The 19,518-nt window shown below is 66.8% G+C and carries 10 protein-coding genes, 1 tRNA gene, 1 other RNA gene and 1 pseudogene; 9 read left to right on the forward strand and 4 right to left on the reverse strand.

Translation table 11 applies throughout. The features are described from left to right. Nucleotides 1-2 precede the first annotated feature (2 nt). Genes DL544_RS04340 through dnaQ form a run of 3 tightly spaced genes read left to right on the forward strand, consistent with a single transcriptional unit; the run spans nucleotide 3 to nucleotide 1,848 of the window. The gene (locus DL544_RS04340) at nucleotides 3-647 is read left to right on the forward strand and encodes a methyltransferase domain-containing protein (RefSeq protein WP_065185797.1); all 645 of its coding nucleotides are present in this window, start codon (nucleotides 3-5) and stop codon (nucleotides 645-647) included. A gap of 12 nt (nucleotides 648-659) precedes the next feature. Beyond that, nucleotides 660-1,112 carry a ribonuclease HI gene (gene rnhA / locus DL544_RS04345; protein ID WP_005408275.1) on the forward strand — a complete coding sequence of 151 codons (453 nt, stop codon included), beginning with the start codon at nucleotides 660-662 and terminating at the stop codon, nucleotides 1,110-1,112. Nucleotides 1,113-1,116: 4 nt separating this feature from the next. After that, nucleotides 1,117-1,848 (forward strand): DNA polymerase III subunit epsilon, encoded by a 732-nt coding sequence (gene dnaQ, locus DL544_RS04350; RefSeq protein WP_005415480.1) that lies wholly within the window; start codon nucleotides 1,117-1,119, stop codon nucleotides 1,846-1,848. Nucleotides 1,849-1,917: 69 nt separating this feature from the next. Here the strand turns inward: dnaQ and DL544_RS04355 are convergent, their stop codons facing one another. Continuing rightward, nucleotides 1,918-2,622: a PP2C family protein-serine/threonine phosphatase gene (locus DL544_RS04355; RefSeq protein WP_065185798.1), complete on the reverse strand. Its 705-nt coding sequence runs from the start codon at nucleotides 2,620-2,622 to the stop codon at nucleotides 1,918-1,920. 164 nt (nucleotides 2,623-2,786) lie between these two features. Here DL544_RS04355 and DL544_RS04360 point away from each other — a divergent pair. Beyond that, nucleotides 2,787-2,876 (forward strand) — tRNA-Ser (locus DL544_RS04360). A 710-nt stretch (nucleotides 2,877-3,586) separates the two neighbouring features. Further along, complete coding sequence (locus DL544_RS04365; RefSeq protein WP_005415482.1) at nucleotides 3,587-3,991, forward strand: DUF6165 family protein; 405 nt, start codon at nucleotides 3,587-3,589, stop codon at nucleotides 3,989-3,991. 18 nt (nucleotides 3,992-4,009) lie between these two features. Here the strand turns inward: DL544_RS04365 and DL544_RS04370 are convergent, their stop codons facing one another. Further along, a complete protein-coding gene (locus tag DL544_RS04370) occupies nucleotides 4,010-5,056 on the reverse strand; it encodes a glycosyltransferase family 9 protein (protein WP_005415483.1) in 1,047 nt (348 codons plus the stop codon). Nucleotides 5,057-5,076: 20 nt separating this feature from the next. Between DL544_RS04370 and DL544_RS04375 the strand changes: the two genes are divergently transcribed. Continuing rightward, a complete protein-coding gene (locus DL544_RS04375; RefSeq protein WP_005415484.1) occupies nucleotides 5,077-5,826 on the forward strand; it encodes a 3-deoxy-D-manno-octulosonic acid kinase in 750 nt (249 codons plus the stop codon). Beyond that, nucleotides 5,826-6,593 carry an MBL fold metallo-hydrolase gene (locus DL544_RS04380; RefSeq protein ID WP_005415485.1) on the forward strand — a complete coding sequence of 256 codons (768 nt, stop codon included), beginning with the start codon at nucleotides 5,826-5,828 and terminating at the stop codon, nucleotides 6,591-6,593. Before DL544_RS04375 ends, DL544_RS04380 begins: the two co-directional genes overlap by 1 nt. Before the next feature lie 148 nt (nucleotides 6,594-6,741). Here DL544_RS04380 and ffs read toward each other — a convergent pair. Continuing rightward, nucleotides 6,742-6,838: signal recognition particle sRNA small type (gene ffs / locus DL544_RS04385), an RNA gene on the reverse strand. Between the two features lie 300 nt (nucleotides 6,839-7,138). On the opposite strand from ffs, the gene DL544_RS04390 reads away from it, so the two are divergent. Both DL544_RS04390 and DL544_RS04395 read left to right on the forward strand, forming a co-directional pair. Then, the gene (locus tag DL544_RS04390) at nucleotides 7,139-7,456 is read left to right on the forward strand and encodes a DMT family transporter (protein WP_005415486.1); all 318 of its coding nucleotides are present in this window, start codon (nucleotides 7,139-7,141) and stop codon (nucleotides 7,454-7,456) included. A gap of 358 nt (nucleotides 7,457-7,814) precedes the next feature. After that, a pseudogene (locus DL544_RS04395) lies at nucleotides 7,815-18,701 on the forward strand (autotransporter-associated beta strand repeat-containing protein). A 57-nt stretch (nucleotides 18,702-18,758) separates the two neighbouring features. Here DL544_RS04395 and DL544_RS04400 read toward each other — a convergent pair. Next, nucleotides 18,759-19,202, reverse strand: a complete 444-nt coding sequence (locus tag DL544_RS04400) for a GNAT family N-acetyltransferase (RefSeq protein WP_005415487.1) — start codon at nucleotides 19,200-19,202, stop codon at nucleotides 18,759-18,761. Between the last annotated feature and the right edge of the window lie 316 nt (nucleotides 19,203-19,518).

Genomic DNA, 19,518 nt, shown 5'->3' on the forward strand with positions numbered 1-19,518 from the left:
CCATGCCCGCGCTGCAGAGCACCCGTCAAGCGAGCCAGACCCCGTGGTTCGACAGCGAACCGGCGGAAGCCCTGCGCGTTCTGGAGCGGCAACTGCTGCTGCCGCAGCTGTCGTTGCTGCCGGTGCAGCCCTGGCTGTGGATCGCGCCGAGTGCCGCATGGCTGGACGATGCGCAGCTTGGCGGGCGCGGCCTGCGCCTGTACCGGCAGGGGCACGGCTATGCCGGCGACACCCGCTGTGCGTTGCCGCTGCCGCTGGCCAATGAAAGCGTCAATGCGGTCGTGTTGCAGCATGTCACCGCAGCTGACGCTGATCGGTTGCTCGATGAGTGCGAGCGCGTGCTGATGCCGGGCGGCCATCTGTGGCTGAGCAGCCTCAACCCGTTCAGCCCTTACCGCACGCACTGGCGCCAGCACGGGCTGGTGGTGCGCACGCCGCAGCGGATCCGCCTGCTGCTCGGCCGCCACGGGCTGGAGTGCGACGATATGCGTTTCCTCGGCCCGCTCTGGCGCGGCGCCGGCAGCCGTCGCCCGGGCGGTTGGTCGCCACTTCGCGCGGCCTGCCTGTTCCATGCTGAAAAACGAACGCTGGCCCTGCCCGGGCCGAAACCGTTGCCGGTGCGTTGGCACGGCACCGTTGCTACCTGATCTGGAGTTGTATTGAAAACCATTGAAATCCACACCGACGGCTCCTGCCTTGGCAATCCTGGCCCCGGCGGCTGGGCTGCACTGCTGCGCTACAAGGGCCACGAGCGTGAACTGAGCGGCGGCGAAGCGCACACCACCAACAACCGGATGGAGCTGATGGCGGCCATTTCCGGCCTGGAAACGCTGACCGAGCCGTGCAACATCGTGCTCTATACCGATTCGCAGTACGTGCGGCAGGGCCTGACCCAATGGATGCCCGGCTGGATCCGCAAGAACTGGAAGACCGCCGGCGGCGACCCGGTGAAGAACCGCGAGCTGTGGGAGCGCCTGCATGCGGCGACGCTGCGGCACCAGATCGATTGGCGCTGGGTGAAGGGCCACTCCGGTGACCCGGACAACGAGCGGGTGGATACCCTGGCGCGCAACGCGGCCATCCAGATCCGTGACGCCAGCCCGGTAAACTGAGTCCATGCGCCAGATCATCCTCGATACCGAAACCACCGGCCTGGAATGGAAGAAGGGCAACCGCATCGTTGAAATCGGCTGCGTGGAGCTGTTCAAGCGCCGCCCGACCGGCAACAACTACCACCAGTACATCAAGCCGGACTGCGAATTCGAACAGGGCGCGCAGGAAGTCACCGGCCTGACCCTGGAGTTCCTGGCTGACAAGCCGGACTTCGCGCAGATCGCCGATGAGTTCCTGGCTTTCATCGATGGCGCGGAGCTGATCATCCACAACGCGGCGTTCGACCTGGGCTTCCTCGACAACGAGCTGTCGTTGCTGGGCCCGCAGTATGGAAAGATCACCGATCGCTGCACGGTGATCGATACCCTGGTGATGGCGCGCGAGCGCTTCCCGGGCCAGCGTAATTCGCTGGATGCGCTGTGCAAGCGCCTGGGCGTGGACAATTCGCACCGTGCGCTGCATGGCGGCCTGCTCGACGCGCAGATCCTGGGCGACGTCTATATCGCGCTGACCTCGGGCCAGGAAGAGATCGGCTTCGGCATGGGCGACGATGACGGTGGTGGCGCCGGTGCCGCGCTGCAGGCCTTCGATACCAGCAAACTGCTGCCGCGCCCACGCGTGGTGGCCACCCCGTCTGAACTGGAAGCGCACAGCGCGCGTCTGGAACGACTGCGCAAGAAGGCCGGCTACGCCTTGTGGGATGGCCCGAAGGTGGAAGAGCCCGCCAGCGCGTAATGCCTGGCATGGGGTACTGCCGGACGCTGGCCGGCAGTGCCGTATCCACGCATGGCGTGGATCTGCCGCTTAATGGCAGCGCACCAGGATCACGCTGATGTTGTCGCGGCCACCGCCGTCGAGCGCGGCCGCGACCAGCGTGTCCACGCATTCCTGCGCGCTGGCATCGTCGAAGGCGAGGGTGCGGGCGATGCTGCGGTCGTCCACTTCCTCGGTCAGGCCGTCACTGCACAGCAGCAGCTGCATGCCCGGGCGCAGCTCACCGCTGGTGGTGGCCACGTTCAGATGCGCCGGGTCGGTCACGCCCAGCGCCTGGGTGACCACGTTGCGATGTGGATGCGCACGCGCCTGTTCGGCCGTCAGGTTGCCCTGCGCGACCAGTTCCTGCACCACGCTGTGGTCCTGGCTGAGCTGGGCCAGCTGGCCGTCACGCCACAGATAGGCGCGGCTGTCACCGACCCATGCCACTTCATAGCGAGTGCCCTGCACGCGTGCGGCGACCACGGTGGTGCCCATCGGCAGGGTGTCGTTGCGCCGGCGCGAGGCGCGGATGATCTCTTCGTCAGCGGTGCGGATGGCCTGGGCCAGCGGCGCGCCACGGCGGATCTCGCGCACGATGGTTTCGCGCGCCAGCGCGCTGGCCACCTCGCCGCAGGCGTGGCCACCCATGCCATCGGCCACCAGCCACAGGGCCAGCTCGCTGTCACCGTAGTAGGTGTCTTCGTTGAGCTCGCGGCGCAGGCCGGGGTGAGTGAGGTGTCCGAATTCGATCATGGGGTGCGGGGCGGGGTATTGCTGGGGAGACAGGCATCATCGGGGGGCTGCAGGCATCCGGCAAGGCATGCACTCAGGAAATTTTCACTTCGTTGACCGGAATGACTTGTCGCCGGCCTCACTTCCTCGTATGATGCGCGTCCCCGGTCCGCCGGGGACCACCCGGAGAGGTGGCAGAGTGGTTGAATGTACCTGACTCGAAATCAGGCAGGCGTTTATAGCGCCTCGGGGGTTCGAATCCCCCCTCTCCGCCAGATAAAGAAAAAGGGCTGCCGAAAGGCGGCCCTTTTTCTTTATCTGGCGCGGGACGCGACGCGCTTTGCGCGTCGCCCCAAACGTTGCCGTGCAACGTTCGGGCCCCTCCCTTTGCCGGCCTCTCCCCGCCCCTGTCGGGGCAGCCCCTCAACAGAGGGGCTTGTTTCTCCAGATGCATCCGTAGATCCACGTCATGCGTGGATGGACAGCGCGAGTTGCGCTGTAGTGACCATGTCCTGATCTGGCGCGGGACGCGACGCGCTTTGCGCGTCGCCCCAAACGTTGCCGTGCAACGTTCGGGCCCCTCCCTTTGCCGGCCTCTCCCCGCCCCTGTCGGGGCAGCCCCTCAACAGAGGGGCTTGTTTCTCCAGATGCATCCGTAGATCCACGTCATGCGTGGATGGACAGCGCGAGTTGCGCTGTAGTGACCATGTCCTGATCTGGCGCGGGACGCGACGCGCTTTGCGCGTCTCCCCAAACGTTGCCGTGCAACGTTCGGGCCCCTCCCTTTGCCGGCCTCTCCCCGCCCCTGTCGGGGCAGCCCCTCAACAGAGGGGCTTGTTCCAGCAGATGCATCAGTAAATCCACGCCATGGGTGGATGCACTTGCTGCAGGGCTGGACCATCCACGCGCGGCGTGGCTCTACCTGAACTGTCCCATCGCCAGTCGCGGGTTAAACTGCACACATCACTTGCTGGAGCTTTCCCCGATGACCGCTGAAATCCTCGTCCCCGTTTCTTTCGGCGAGCTGCTGGACAAGATCTCGATCCTGCAGATCAAGTCCGAGCGCATCAGCGACGAGGGCAAGCTGGCCAATGTGCGCAGGGAGCTGTCGGCGCTGGAGCAGACCTGGATGGCACACCCGGCTGCGGTGAAGGACATCGCCAAGCTGCGTGCCGAGCTGAAGGCGGTCAACGAGCAGCTGTGGGACATCGAGGACGACATCCGCCTGAAGGAGAAGGCGCAGGCGTTCGACCAGGGCTTCATCGACCTGGCGCGCAGTGTCTACCTGCGCAACGACGAGCGCGCGCGCATCAAGAAGGCGATCAACCTGGCGCTGGGTTCGGCGTACGTGGAAGAGAAGTCCTATCAGGATTACGCGCAGCGCACGTGATCCCGGGCAGTCCGCCGCTCACCCCAGATGGTCGGCGACGTAGCGTTCGAAGGCGGCGATACCGTCTTCGACGGTAATCAGTTCCATTACATCGTCGAACTCGATCTTGGTGCCCCACTTCAGATCGGTGGCCTGCTTGGCCAGGTACTTGCGCGCTGCGTCGTCGTAGCGGTCCACGCAGTAGCGGCGGTCCGAGTACGGGCCGCTGCGGTCCGGATTGCTGGCCGCATGCAGCCCCAGTACTTTGGTGCCCATTGCGTTGGCGATGTGCATCGGGCCCGAGTCCGGGGTCATCACCAGATTGGCGCGGGCCAGCAGGGCAGGCAGCTGCTTCAACGTGTCCTTGCCGACCAGGTCCAATGCAGGCGTCTGCAGCTGCGCCTGGATCGCATCGGCCATGTGGCGCTCCAGTTCGCTGCGGCCACCGCACAGCACCACCCGCCAGCCGCGCTGGACGGCATGGTTGGCCACCGCGGCGTAGCGGTCGGCGTACCAGTTGCGGCGCACGTGGCTGGAACAGGGCGAGATCATCAGCACCGGGCGGCCATCGTCCTGCCACTGCGCGGCGGCCCACTCGAAGGCGGACGGCGGCACGGCCAGATCCCAGCTGACTTCGGTCTGGCGCAGGCCCAGCGGCTCGCAGAAGCTGCCGATGGCATCCAGCACGTGGATGCCGGGGCGATCGGGAATACGCTCGTTGATGAAGAGCCCGTGCAGGTCCTTGGAGCGGCTGCGGTCGTATCCGATGCGGCGCTCGGCCGGAATGAAGGCCGACAGCAGGTTGGCGCGGAACGCGACCTGCATCTGCAACAGCGCTTCAAAGCGCCCCGGTGGCAGGTGCCTGCGCAGTTCCTTGACCCCGGCCATGCCGCTCTTCTTGTCGTAGGCATGGAAGGTGACGCCGGGCAGCCCGTCGAGCAGCTTGTGGCCGGCTTTGTCGATGATCCAGTGGATCGGCGTGTCCGGGCGTGCGGCCTGCAGGGTGCGCACCAGGGGCACCACGTGGGTGACATCGCCAAGTGCGGACAGGCGCAGGAGGCACAAGGAGGAGGACGCTGATGCCATGTGTTGTTAGACTCAATGAAATGGTCGCATTCGACGCCAATGAAGCGCTGACGCCATGCCGCGAGGGTCGCGGCATCGGGGCCATTCTGTTCGACCGCGAGCGGCTGCGGCAAGCCGATATTGGCCTGTTCTCGCCCCAGCACTGGGGCAGCAAGGCCCGCCCGGTGGGCGAGGGCGGCCGCGGCAGCGCCTGGTTCGTCGATGCGCCGTTCGGTGCCAGCGTGCTGCGCCACTACCTGCGCGGCGGCATGGCGGCCCGGATCAGCCACGACCAGTACCTCTGGCGCGGCTCGGACCGGACCCGCAGCTTCGCCGAATTCCGCCTGATGCGCGCGCTGCGCGAGAAGAAGCTGCCAGTGCCACGGCCGATCGCCGCGTTCTACATGCGTGAAGGCCTGCGCTACCGGGCGGCGATCCTGATGGAACGGATCGAGGACGTGCGCTCGCTGGCCGACCGCGCACTGGTTGCGGGCCGGGGCGCGCCCTGGGAAGAGACCGGGCGGCTGATCGCCCGTTTCCACCGTGCCGGCCTGGACCATGCCGACCTCAACGCGCACAACATCCTGTTCGATGGCAGTGGCCATGGCTGGCTGATCGATTTCGACCGTGGGGTGATCCGCATCCCGGCCACCGGCTGGCGCGAACGCAACCTCAAGCGGTTGCTGCGTTCGCTGGTCAAGCTGCGCGGCGAGCGCAGCGTGGAAGATGTGCAGAAGGACTACGCACGGCTGCGCCGTGCCTATGACATGGCGTGGAACCGGGGCACCTGATGGACTGGTCGTTGCGTTTCCTCGGCGTCGGCAATGCGTCGGCGGTCGAGCTGGGATCGCCGATGTCGGTGATCGAGCGCGGTGGTCGCCCGTGGCTGACCATCGATTGCGGCGGTGAAGGCCTCACCGCGTTCAAGGCGCACTACGGGCACATGCCGCAGGCGCTGTTCGTCACCCATGTGCACCTGGACCATGTGGCCGGCTTCGAGCGCCTGTTCGTGGACACTTTCTTCAATGCGCACCGGCGCGGCAAGGTGCGCCTGTACGTGCCTGCCACGGTGGTGCCGCTGCTGCACAAGCGCATTGCTGACTATCCGAACGTGTTGGCCGAGGGCGGTGCGAACTTCTGGGATGCCTTCCACCTGATCGTGGTGGGCGAGGCGTTCTGGCATGAGGGGATGCGCCTGGAGGTGTTTCCGGTGCGCCATCACTGGCCGGAGACGGCCTATGGCCTGCGCCTGCAGGGCGCGCTGACCTGGAGCGGCGATACCCGGCCGATTCCGGAGATGCTGGCGCGCTACGCCAACGACAACGAGCTGATCGCCCACGACTGCGGCCTGCATGGCAACCCGTCACACACGGGCGTGGACGACCTGGAGCGTGAGTACAGCATCGAACTGCAGGCGCGGATGATGCTCTACCACTACGCCAGCGTGGCCGATGGCCAAGCGCTGGCCGTGCGCGGGCACCGCGTGGCGCAGCCGGGGCAGTGCGTGCCGCTGGCCGACCCGACCGCGCCGCACGTACTGGTGCAGGATCCGCCGTGAGCAGGACCGGCCAGCCCGCTGATACGGCGCGGGCTGCCGAACTGGAGGCGCTGGAGCGAGCGCTGCAGTAGCGATGGGCCATGCCCGGCGAGGGGCGCCAACCAGGGTTGGCAGCTGCCAGGGCCGGGTGTCGCCAGAAAAGGCGATGGCCCCGCCGGCTGACCTCGGCGCCCGCGTCGATCGATACCGTTGCTGCCTTCCGGCCCTGGCGGGGTTTTCGACCTAGCGTCGCGAGGGGCCGACGGGGCCACCATAGAGACGTTGGCCGCCCCGAGGGCGGCCAGTTCACGGATCAGGGGAAGCAGCGCGCGATGCGCCGGAGACCACAGCCGGACCGCACATCGGCTAGCCGATGACAGGCGCTCATTCTAGCGCAGGCGGGTGCGTCGATGCCAGCTTCACGCACTGAATCGGCTGTAACCCGTTCCCGGCCACGGCGGCCGGGCGTGGCTCCCGTTGCTAGAATGCCGGCCAGGAGGAACGACCTCCCCCACATCGGGAATCAAAGACCAGGACGGCCTGGCCCTACCAAGAGGAGGGCCGTCATGGCCTGGATCTATCTATTGTTTGCCGGCCTGCTGGAAATCGTCTGGGCCGTGTCCATGAAGCAGTCCGAAGGCTTCACCCGTCTCACCCCCACCGTGGTCACCATCATCGGCATGATCGCCAGCTTCTGGCTGTTGGCGGTGGCCATGCGCAGCCTGCCGCTGGGCACCGCCTATACGATCTGGACCGGCATCGGCGCGGTCGGCGCGTTCGTGGTCGGCATCGTGTTCCTGGGGGAGCAGGTCAGCCCGATGCGGATCGGTGCAGCGGTGCTGATTGTTTCCGGCCTGGTGCTGATGAAACTCTCCAGCAGCTGAATTTATTTACTCATGGCGGGGAATGGATTCTCCGCCACATGCAGCGATATGCATTTTCGGCAAAACCATTCTGGCTGCCTCTTTTATTTGACGTGCGTCATGAAAATAACGCGCGCGATTCACATGCCGCTGGCACGGCCGGTCGCACAGTGCCGCCATTCGTCGGGCGAAATCGGGGAGTTTTCGTCCTGGTGGACACGCTGACGTACCTGTCCCGGGGTGCGATCACGTGAAGATGTGAAGATTTTCAGGAGTTAATGCCTTCAGGCCTTGTTCCCGTATCGGGAGCAGGGGTGGACCGCATTGTCTCGAAAAACCTGCCAGCTGTGCCATCCGGTCTTTTCATGGAGATTTGCCGATGAACCGCATTTACCGTCTGGTTTTCAATCGCGCCCTTGGGGTAATGCAGGTTGCTTCGGAGGTCACCCGGAATCCCGGCGGAAGCGCGGTCGGCGCAGGGCGGGTGCCGCGATTGCGGGCGCACCAGCTGGCGGCGGCACTGGCCGCCACACTGGCCAGCGGATCGGCATTCGCGGCGTGTACGGGCACCACGACCGTAAACTGCGACAGCACCACCAACATCAACAACTACTCCAACGCGACCAGCGGCCTCACGCTGAACATTGCCGCGGGTGCGTTGCTGCGTACGCCGCCGTTCGTAGGTGGAGGCAACGCAGCAACGCTGACCGGCGACAACGTGACGGTCAACAACAATGGCACGATCGATCCGAGCTCGATCGTCCTTGCCTCGCCCGGCCTGGTCATCGGCAATGGTTCTGCCAACAACAGCGCGATCGTCGTCAACAACAACGCCAGCGGACAGATCAAGGGTGTCGTCAACATCGCAACGCTGCTGGGCTTCGGTGGACAGGCGCTGGTGGCGCAGAATGTCAACGGCACCACCACCATCAACAACGCCGGCCTGATCAGCACGTCGTTGATCGGCACAGGCAGCGTTTCCGACGCGACCACGGTGGTGGCCTACGGTGGTGCGGCAGCCAATGTGACCAACACCGGCACCATCGACGGGCGTGTCGGCCTGGGCGCTTCTGGCGGTAATACGTTCCTCAATGCGGGGGCGGTCAGTGGCAGCGTTCACCTGGGTGATTCGACCGGCGGCAATACCTTCACCGCAGTGTCGGGTTCCAGCGTTGTGACCGGTGGCGGCAGCGCTGTTGCCGGGGTGATTACCGGTGTTACCGGGGTGAGGGTTGCGGCTGCGGGATCGGTCGACGCCGGTACCGGCAGTGGTGCGGCCAACAACACGCTGGTGTTGCAGAACGTCGTCAGCGGTCCGGGGTCCGGCACCGGCGGAGCGGTGACCACACTGGGCTGGAACCAGTACCTCAACTTCCAGAAGCTCACCGTCAACAGCGGTACCTGGAACCTGCAGGGCGCATGGGGCGGATCCGGCCCGACGACGCTCAATGATGGCCTGGTCAATTTCAACAATGCCGGTTCATTCGGCACAGGGCTGTTCACGGCCAACGGCGGTGCCATCGCCTCCTCCACGGCCGGTCTGAACCTGGCCAATGCGTTCAGCCTCGGCGGCAATCTATCCCTGGCCGGGACCAATGCGTTCGGCTTGAATGGCGTGCTTTCTGGCGCTGGTGGGCTGACGGTCAACAACACCGGCATTGTTACTCTCGGCGGCGCAAACCTGTTCTCCGGTGGCGTCAACCTCAACGCCGGCGGCCTGCTGCTGGGCAATGCCGGTGCACTCGGCAGCGGCAACCTGACCGTCGGTGGCAGCGCCTCGCTGGATACGACGGCGGGCTTCAACCTGGGCAACAACCTGGTGATCAATGGCGGGGGCTCGCTGAACCTGCTGGGCAGCAATGCGCTGACATTGAGTGGCTCGATATCCGGTGCCGGCAACGTGACCAAGAACGGTGCCGGCACGCTGACCTTGAACGGTGCCAATTCGCTGAGCGGCAGCTTCAACCTGGCCGGGGGCGCGTTGGCGCTGGGCGCGGGCGGCAGCCTGTCGCCCACCGGCGCGATCTCGCTGGACATTGGCACCAGCCTGGATCTTTCGGCGGCGGCCAACCAGACCATCGGCTCGCTGGCCGGCCTCGGCGGTTCGGTCAACCTCGGCAGCCACACCCTGACCCTGGGCGGGCTGGGCAATACCAGCTACAGCGGCACGTTCGCCGCAGGCACCGGCGGCCTGATCAAGCTCGGCACCGGTGTGCAGACCCTGTCGGGCGTCAACAGCCTCACGGGCGGTGTTGCGCTCAACGCCGGTGGCTTGTTGCTGGGCAATGCCGCCGCGCTGGGCAGCGGTACACTCTCTGTCGGCGGCAACACCACCTTCGACGGCACCACGGCGCTGGCGCTGACCAATGCTGTCAGCCTCGGATCGGGTGCCAGCCTGAATCTGCTTGGCGGGCAGGCGCTCACCTTCAACGGGGTGATCAGCGGCGCGGGTGGCCTGATCAAGGATGGTGCGTCGTCACTGACCCTCAACGGCGCCAATACATTCGGCGGCGGTCTGGCGCTCAACGCCGGCAGCCTGGTGCTGGGCAACGGCGGTGCACTGGGAACCGGCGCATTGAACGTCGGCGGCGCGGTATCGCTCGACGCCAGCACCGGACTCACCGTGGGCAATGGCATCACACTGGGCGCCGGTGGTTCGCTCAATGTGCTGGGCTCGAACGCGTTGACGCTGGGGGGTGTCATTGGCGGCAGCGGCAGCCTGGTCAAGAACGGCGCTGCCACGCTGACGTTGGGCGGCGCGAACACGTTCACCGGTGGGTTGGCGGTAAATGCCGGAACGGTGGCATTGGCCAGTGGTGGGCGCTTGGCGGCGACCGGCGCGGTCAGCCTGGCCGGCGCTGGCAGCGCACTGGATATCGCGCTGGGTGGCAACCAGACCATCGGTGCATTGTCCGGTGTGGCGGGCAGCACCCTGGCGCTGGGCAGCAGCACGCTCACCTTCGGTGATGCCACCAACCAGACCTTCGCCGGCGTGATCGGCGGCACCGGTGGGCTGATCAAGCAGGGTACCGGCGCGCAGACGCTGACCGGTGCCAATACCTTCAGCGGTGGGGTGAATCTTGCGGCCGGTGGCCTGGTGCTGGGCAACGCCGGTGCGCTGGGAAGCGGTGCGCTGACGGTCAGTGGCAACGGCTCGCTGGACGCCACTGCGGCGCTGAACCTGGGCAATGCGATCAACCTCGGCGCGGCCCTGACCCTGCCGGGCAGCCAGGACCTGACCCTGGGCGGCAACATCACTGGCACCGGCAGCCTGGTCAAGAATGGCGCGTCGACACTGACCTTGAACGGCACCAACACTTTCAGCGGTGGACTGAACGCAAACGCCGGCAGCCTGCTGCTGGGCAACAACGGCGCGCTCGGTACTGGAGTACTGGGCATCGGCGGCAACGTCACGCTCGATGGCAGCGCCCCGTTGAGCCTGACCAACAATGTTGACCTGGGCGCGGGTGCGGCGCTGTCGTTGCCGGGCTCGCAGGCGATCACGCTGGGTGGCGTGGTGTCCGGTACCGGCAGGCTGGTGAAGAACGGTGCCAGCACGTTGACCCTCAACGGCGCCAACAGCTTCGGTGGTGGGCTCACCGTCAACGGCGGCGGCGTGTTCCTGGGGAACGCCGGCGCACTGGGCACCGGTGCACTGTCGGTGGGCGCCACTGCCACGCTGGACAGTTCAGCAGCGCTGAACCTCGCCAACAACGTCTACCTCGGGGCAGGCGCGGCGCTGGATCTGCTGGGCAGCCAGGACGTGTCACTGGGCGGTCTCATCAGTGGCACTGGCAGCCTGGTCAAGAATGGTACGGCCACGCTGGCGTTGAATGGACCCAACACCTTCAGCGGGGGGGCGGCCTCAACGCGGGCCTGCTGCAGCTGGGCAATGCGCAGGCCCTGGGTACCGGCCAGCTGGACGTGGGCGGTAACGCTTCGCTGGATGCAACGTCTGCACTCACCGTAGGCAACCTCATCGGCCTGGCCGCCGGTGCGAATCTGTCCGTGCTGGGCGGCAATGACCTGACGCTCACCGGTCCGGTATTCGGTGCCGGTGGGCTGATCAAGGACGGCGCGGCCCGCCTCACCCTGTCCGGCGCCAACCTCTACACCGGTCGCACCACCATCAACGCCGGCACGCTGGCGCTGGGGGCGGGCGGCAGTCTTGCCGCGGCCGGCGCGGTGGATCTTGCGGGTGCCGGTGCGACGCTGGACATCTCCGCAGCCGGTGCGGCGCAGACCATCGGCGCGCTGAACGGCGTGGCAGGCAGCCAGCTGGTGCTGGGCGCGCAGTCGTTGACCTTTGGCGGCGCCAGCAGTGGCAGCTTTGCCGGCGTGATCGATGGTACCGGCGGTCTGATCAAGACAGGCGCGGGCGTACAGACGCTGTCCGGTGCCAATACTTTCAGTGGTGGCCTTGCACTCAACGACGGTGGCCTGATTCTCGGCAACGCCAGCGCACTCGGTACCGGTGCACTGGGCATTGGTGGCACGACCACGCTGGACAGCACCGTGGCGCTGAACCTGGCCAACGCAGTGAACTTCGGTGCCGGTACGCAGCTGACGCTGGGTGGCAGCAACGATCTCACCCTCGGTGGTGTGGTGGCCGGCAATGGCAGCCTGATCAAGAACGGTGCGGGCCTGCTGACCCTCAACAACACCAATACCTTCAGTGGCGGCCTGACCTTGAACGGCGGTGGCCTGGTGGTCGGTGCGAATGATGCGCTCGGTACCGGCGCGCTGGCGGTGAATGCCAGCACCACGCTGGACACGGGCGCGGCAGTGACACTCGGCAATGCGGTCACGCTGGGCTCGGGCGTCGTACTGACGTTGCCGGGCAGCAATGCGCTGACGCTGTCGGGCGTGGTCGGCGGCAATGGCAGCCTGGTCAAGAATGGTGCCACCACGCTGACGCTGTCCGGTGCCAACACCTACAGCGGCGGTACCACCATCAATGCCGGCACGCTGGCGCTGGGCGCGGGCGGCAGCCTTGCTGCAGCGGGTGATGTCACGTTGGGTGCAGGCGCTGGCTTTGATATTTCCGGTGCCGGCAGCAGCCAGACCATCGGCGCGCTCAACGGTGCGGGTGGCAGCACCCTGGCGCTGGGCGGCAATTCGCTCACCTTCGGTACGGCCGGCAACGCCGCGTTCGATGGCGTGATCAGTGGCGGCGGCGGTCTGATCAAGGCAGGCCCGGGCGTACAGACGCTGTCCGGTGCCAACACGTTTGGCGGCGGCGTAACGCTCAACGCGGGCGGACTGGTGCTTGGCAATGATGCAGCGTTGGGCACCGGCGCATTGACTGTTGGTGGTGCCGCCACGCTGGATACCACCGGCCTGGCAACGTTGGCCAACAACATCGCGCTCAACGCCGGGCTGACCGTGCTCGGGACCAATGCACTGACGCTCAACGGCGTCCTGTCCGGGGCCGGCAGCCTCACCAAGAATGGCAGCGCGACGCTGACCTTGAACGGCGCCAACACCTATACCGGTGGCACCAACATCAACGCCGGCACGCTGGCGCTGGGCGCCGGTGCCAGCCTGGCGGCGAGCGGTACCGTGAACCTCGCCACCGGTGCCACGCTGGACCTGTCTGCCGGCAGCGGCACGCAGCAGTTCGGCACCCTGGTCGGCAATGGTACGGTGAACCTCGGCGCCAATTCGATCGAGGTCGGTGGCGCCACCAATGGCACCTTCAGTGGCTCGATCGCAGGCACGGGTGCCCTGACCAAGGTCGGTGCGGGCATCGAGACGCTCACCGGTGCCAACACCTACACCGGCGGCACCTTCATCAATGCCGGCACGCTGGCGATTGGTCCGGGCGGCAGCCTGGCCGCGACCGGCGCGGTGACGCTGAGCGCTGCAGGCACCGGCTTCGATATCTCCACCGCAGGGGCCGGCCAGACCATCGGGTCGTTGAACGGCGTGGCCGGCTCGACGGTGAGCCTGGGGGCACAGACGCTGACACTCGGTGGCGTGGGCAACAGCCTCTTCGATGGCGCGATTTCCGGCACCGGTGGCCTGGTCAAGAATGGCGCCGGCATCCTCACGCTGGGTGGCGCCAATCTGTTCAGTGGTGGCGTTGCACTGAACGGCGGTGGCCTGGTGGTCGGCAACAACGCTGCGCTCGGCAGCGGTGCGTTGACGGTCGGAAGCAACGCGACGCTGGATGCAACGACCGGCGTCAGCCTTGCCAACAACATCGGGCTGGCAGCGGGTGCCAGCCTCGATCTGCTCGGCAGCCAGGCGCTGACACTGGGGGCGTGATTTCCGGCACGGGCGGGCTGATCAAGGACGGTGCGTCCACCGTAACCCTGAGCGGTGCCAACACCTACACCGGGGGACCACCATCAACAGCGGCACACTGGCAATCGGTGCCGGTGGCAGCCTCGCCGCAACCGGCGCGGTGAACCTGGCCGGTGCGGGCACGCTCGACATCTCCGCGGGTAACCAGGCCATCGGTTCGCTGGCCGGCGTGGCGGGCAGCACGGTGGCGCTGGGTGGCAGCACGCTGACCCTGGGCGGCACCGTGGACAGCACCTTCAGCGGTGTGATCGGCGGCAGTGGCGGCCTGATCAAGAACGGTGCGGGCGTGCAGACGCTCAATGGTGCCAACACCTTCAGCGGTGGCGTGGCGCTCAACGCCGGTGGCCTGGTGGTCGGCAACAATGCTGCGCTGGGCACCGGTACGGTGACGGTCGGAGGCGCTGCGACGCTCGATTCGAACACTGCGGTCATCCTCGGCAACAACTTCATCCTCAACAACGCGTTGACCGTCCTGGGCAGCAACAACCTCACCCTCAACGGCAACCTGAGTGGTACCGGCAGCCTGACCAAGGAGGGTGCCGCGACGCTGACCTTGAACGGCACCAACACCTACACCGGCGGCACCAACATCAACGCTGGTACGCTGGCACTGGGTGCGGGCGCGAGCCTGCACGCCAGTGGCATCGTCAACCTGGCCTCGGGGGCGACCTTCGATCTGTCGGCAGGCAGCGGCACGCAGCAGTTCGGCACCCTGATCGGCAACGGCACGGTGAATCTGGGCGCCAACACGCTGACGATCGGAGACGCCACCAATGGCACGTTCAGTGGCTCGGTGGCCGGCTCCGGTGGGCTGATCAAGGAAGGCTCCGGTACCCAGACGTTGACCGGCACCAACACCTTCACCGGTGGCACCACCATCAATGCCGGCACGCTGGCGATCGGCGCCGGTGGCAGCCTCGCTGCGACGGGTGCGGTGAACCTGGCCAACGCCGGTACCACCTTCGACATCAGTGCGGGGGGCGCGCAGGCGATCGGTTCGCTGGCAGGCGTGGCAGGCTCTTCAGTGGCGTTGGGTGGCAGCACGCTGACCCTCAATGGCGTGGGCAATACCACTTTCGCCGGCACCATCGGAGGTGCAGGGGGGCTGGTAAAGAACGGCGCAGGCATCCAGGGCTTGACTGGCGTCAACGTCTTCACGGGCGGCGTGACCCTCAATGCCGGTGGCCTGCTACTGGGCAACGACGGTTCGCTGGGAACCGGTGCGCTGACCGTAGGCGGCAACGCCAGCCTGGATGGCACCAGCGTGCTGACGCTGGCCAACACCGTGCAGCTGGCCAGCGGCACGCTGACTCTGGGCGGCAGCAACGCACTGACCTTGAACGGCCCGATCAGCGGCGCTGGCGGCCTGCTGAAGGATGGCGCGGCGACGGTCACCCTCGGCGGTGCGAGTACCTATACCGGTGCCACCACCATCAACAGTGGCACGCTGGCGGTGGCGGCCGGTGGCAGCCTGTCCGGTGCCAGCACGGTCAACCTGGCCGGTGCCGGTACGCTGGATATCAGTGCCGGTGGCAGCCAGAGCATCGGAGGCCTCGCTGGCGTGACCGGTTCCAGCGTGGTGCTGGGCGGTGCAATCCTGACTACCGGCGGCAACAACGCCAGCACCACGTTCGCCGGCGTGCTCAGTGGCACCGGCGGCCTGGTGCAGAGCGGTACCGGCACGCTGACCCTGAGCGGCGACAACACCTATACCGGAGGCACCACCATCAACGGTGGCAGTACGCTGCAGATCGGCAACGGCGGCAGCACCGGTTCGGTGCTGGGCGACATCACCAACAACGGCAGCCTGGTCTACAACCTCGGCACCACGGCAACCGTGGGCGGTGTAGTCGGCGGCAGTGGCAGCCTGACCCAGGCCGGCAGCGGCACGCTGGTGCTGACCGGCAACAACACCTACACCGGCGGTACCACCATCAATGCCGGTGGCACATTGCAGATCGGCAACGGCGGTGCGGCCGGCGCGATCGTCGGCGATATCACCAACAACGGCGCGCTGGTATCCAACGTGGCCGGCAACACCACGCTCGGTGGCACCATCAGCGGCAGTGGCGGCCTGACCCAGGCCGGCAGCGGCACGCTGACCCTGACCGGCAACAACACCTATACCGGCGGCACCACCATCAATGCCGGTGGCACGTTGCAGGTGGGCAATGGCGGTGCGACCGGCGCGATCACCGGCAACGTTGCCAACAACGGCAGCCTGGTGTTCGACGTTGCGGGCAACACCACGGTCGGCGGTGCGATCAGCGGCAGTGGTGGCCTGACCCAGGCCGGTAGCGGTGTGCTGACCCTGGTGGGCAACAATACCTACACCGGCGGGACCACCATCAATACCGGCGGCACGCTGCAGGTGGGCAACGGCGGCGCGACCGGCGCCATCGCTGGCGACATCACCAACAATGGCGCGTTGATTTCCAACGTGGCCGGCAACACCGCGCTGGGCGGCACCCTCAGTGGCAGCGGCGGCCTGACCCAGGCGGGCAGCGGTACGCTGCTGCTGACCGGGACCAACACCTATACCGGCGGCACGACCATCAACGCCGGCAGTACGCTGCAGCTGGGCAATGGCGGGGCAACGGGCTCAATCGTCGGTGATGTCACCAACGACGGCACGCTGGTGTCCAGCGTGGCGGGCAATACCACGCTGGGCGGCACCATCAGCGGCAGTGGCGGCCTCACCCAGGCCGGCAGCGGCACGCTGACCCTGACCGGCAACAACACCTATACCGGCCCGACCACCATCAACACCGGTGGCACGCTGCAGGTAGGCAATGGCGGTGCGACCGGCGCCATCGGCGGCAGCGTCGTCAACAACGGCAGCCTGGTGTTCAACGTGGGCGGCACCACCACCGTCGGCGGCGCCATCAGCGGTAGCGGTGGCCTGACCCAGGCCGGCACCGGTACCGTGATCCTGGCCGGCAACAACACCTATACCGGCGGCACCGCCATCAACACCGGCGGCACGCTGCAGGTCGGCAATGGGGGCGCCAGTGGTGCGATCACCGGTAATGTCAGCAACAACGGCAGCCTGGTGTTCAACGTCGGCGGCAACACCACGGTGGGCGGCACCATCAGCGGCAGTGGCGGCCTGACCCAGGCCGGTACCGGCACCGTGACCCTGACCGGCAACAACACCTATACCGGCGGCACCACCATCAATGCCGGCGGCACCGTGCAGGTCGGCAATGGTGGGGCCAGTGGCTCGATCACCGGCAACATCACCAACAACGGCGGCCTGGTCATCAACACCGGTGGCACCACCACGCTTGGCGGCAACATCACCGGCGGCGGCAGCATCGTGCAGGCCGGCCCGGGCACGCTGAATCTGGGCGGCAACAGTGGTGGCTTCAGCGGCACCGGCCAGGTCACCGGCGGCGGTTTGAATGTCACCGGCACGATCGGCGGCCAGTGGACCATCGGCAGTGGTACGACCCTGTCCGGCACCGGCACCATCGGGGGTACCGGCGGTGGCGTGACGGTGTCCAGCGGCGGCGTGCTGTCGCCGGGCAATGGCGCGGGCAATGGCAGTGGTGCAGGCAATGGCACCGGCACGATCACGGTGGGCGGCAATCTGAACCTGTCACCGGGCAGCACGCTGGGCATCGACCTGGGCGCCACCGGCAGCGACACGGTGCAGGTGGGCGGCAGCGCGAATGTGGGCGGCAGCACCGTGCGGGTGAATACCATTTCGCCGAGCACCAGCTACCAGCAGGGCCAGCAGTACACGGTGGTCAATGCGGGCGGTGGCGTGAGTGGGCAGTTCGCCTCGGCAACCTCGCCGTCGGCCTTCCTGACCATCACCCCGGTCTACACCGCCAACACGGCCAACCTGCAGATCGACGTGGCACAGACCGCAGCGTTCACCACCGTGGCCAACACGCGCAACCAGTACAACACCGCCGCGGCGCTGGACAGCCTGCCGCAGAGTGGCGCGGCCCTGGGCCTGTACAACACGGTGCTGATGTATGACGCCGGCACTGCGCGCAGCGCATTCGAACAGCTCTCCGGTGAAGTGCACGCGGCCAGCCGCGCGGTGCTGCTGTACGACAACTACCTGGAAGAAGGCATCCGCCAGCGACTCGGCAGCGAGTTGCCGACCGTGCGTGGCGAGCGCGCTTCGGCCTGGCTGGCCGGCAGTGGCAAGGTGTTCAGGCAGGATGGCGACGGCAATGGCGATGAGATCCGCGCCAATCGCAATGCGCTGATGGCCGGTGTCGACTGGCAGCTGGGCGAGCATGTGGTGCTGGGTGCAGCGGCCGGCAACGAACGGCTGGATACGCGGCTGTATGATCGCAGCTCGCGGGCCCGCCTGCGTGGCAACACGTTCGGCCTGTATGCACAGGGACAGTGGAACAACGGCTTTGCGGTTGGTGGCAGCGTGTCGCGCGGTGACTACCGCACGCGCGCCACGCGTGAAGTGCCGTTGTTGGGCCAGACCCTGTACAGCCGCCAGGATTCCGATGTGACCATCGCCCAGGTGGAAGGCAGCTGGACATGGACCCATGGCAGGACCCAGCTGCAGCCCTATGTGCAGTTCACCAAGCACTGGGTCGACAGCGATCGTGCGGTGGAGCAGGGCGGCAGCGCGGCACTGGTGCTGGAAGGCGGCAAGGACACGCTCAATGTCAGCACCGTGGGCGTGCGTGGGCGCTGGGACGTGGGCAGCGGCGAGCGCTTCCCGGCGCAGCTGACGGTCGGCCTGGGTTGGCAGCATGCGTCGGGGGATACCGATGTGGCCAGCCGCAACCGCTTTGCGGTCGGTGGCGATGCCTTCGATGTCTACAGTGCGGTGATGGCACGCAATGCCCTGGTCAGCCAGGTGGGCGTGGCGGTCGGCCTCGGCCGCAACAGCCAGCTGTCGATGTTCGTACAGGGCCAGCATGGCGATGGCCGCCGCGATGTGGGTGGGCAGATCAACCTGCGCGTCGGGTTCTGAGCAGGGGATGCCTGCGGTAGATCCACGCCCTTCGTGGATGGCACCGGGGCGGGAGCGCTAGAGCTCCCGCTCCATCTCAACGGCGTCGATCCCGGCGCCATGCCCATCGGGCACGATGCGCGTCACCTGGAAACCCAGGCCGGCATAGAAGCCCTGGGTGTGCTGGCTGGTGCTGAGCGCGATGCGGTCGATCGACGGATCGCTTTCAGCCTGGTGCAGGCGCGCGAGTGCCAGTTCGCGGCCCAGTCCCTGGCGGTGCAGCGCGCGCTGCACCATGCCCCAGCAGAAGCCGGCGCTGCCGTCGCTACGGCGCGAGAGGCCGCCACAGGCGACGACGTTTCCATCGCGCTCGATCACCTGGAATGCACAGTCCGTGGCCTGTTCGCGCAGGAAGCATTCAAAGTCGCTGCGCTCTTCGGGCGCGAAGTAGGTGGGTACGTTGCTGTCGAAAATCGACAGGCAGGCGCTGGCATCGGCGGGGCGGTAGAGGCGGAGATTCATGGGAAATGCCATGGAGTTGCCCGGCTGCATTTCAACCGTCCAGACGTTGGGAGGGGGCGAAACGTTCAAGGGTACATGGAGCGATGCCAATCCCTTTACAGGTGACGTCTCCCCACTCGAATGAGCGTGCGGAATGCAGGCGCCTGTACCAGGCGGGTGCGTCGGTGGCGGGCAATGGCGAGGCGCATCCGGTGGCGATGGCGTGCAGTGGGGCGCAGTGGCTTCTGGGCTATGCTTTCCACACGTGGGACTGACCGCGCGGCAGGATCCGCCGGCCGCATTCGTCTTCCCGCCTGCAACGGAGCTGCCCAGCGAT

The organism is Stenotrophomonas sp. pho (assembly GCF_006228405.1).
In the GTDB taxonomy this organism is placed as follows: Bacteria; Pseudomonadota; Gammaproteobacteria; order Xanthomonadales; family Xanthomonadaceae; genus Stenotrophomonas; species Stenotrophomonas sepilia.

Bases quoted from the DNA above. Each gene is read 5' to 3' on its own strand.
- DL544_RS04340 (WP_065185797.1), top strand. From the start codon at position 3: ATGCCCGCGCTGCAGAGCACCCGTCAAGCGAGCCAGACCCCGTGGTTC.
- dnaQ (WP_005415480.1), top strand. From the start codon at position 1,117: ATGCGCCAGATCATCCTCGATACCGAAACCACCGGCCTGGAATGGAAG.
- DL544_RS04355 (WP_065185798.1), bottom strand. From the start codon at position 2,622: ATGATCGAATTCGGACACCTCACTCACCCCGGCCTGCGCCGCGAGCTC.
- DL544_RS04365 (WP_005415482.1), top strand. From the start codon at position 3,587: ATGACCGCTGAAATCCTCGTCCCCGTTTCTTTCGGCGAGCTGCTGGAC.
- DL544_RS04370 (WP_005415483.1), bottom strand. From the start codon at position 5,056: ATGGCATCAGCGTCCTCCTCCTTGTGCCTCCTGCGCCTGTCCGCACTT.
- DL544_RS04375 (WP_005415484.1), top strand. From the start codon at position 5,077: ATGGTCGCATTCGACGCCAATGAAGCGCTGACGCCATGCCGCGAGGGT.
- DL544_RS04380 (WP_005415485.1), top strand. From the start codon at position 5,826: ATGGACTGGTCGTTGCGTTTCCTCGGCGTCGGCAATGCGTCGGCGGTC.
- DL544_RS04390 (WP_005415486.1), top strand. From the start codon at position 7,139: ATGGCCTGGATCTATCTATTGTTTGCCGGCCTGCTGGAAATCGTCTGG.
- DL544_RS04400 (WP_005415487.1), bottom strand. From the start codon at position 19,202: ATGAATCTCCGCCTCTACCGCCCCGCCGATGCCAGCGCCTGCCTGTCG.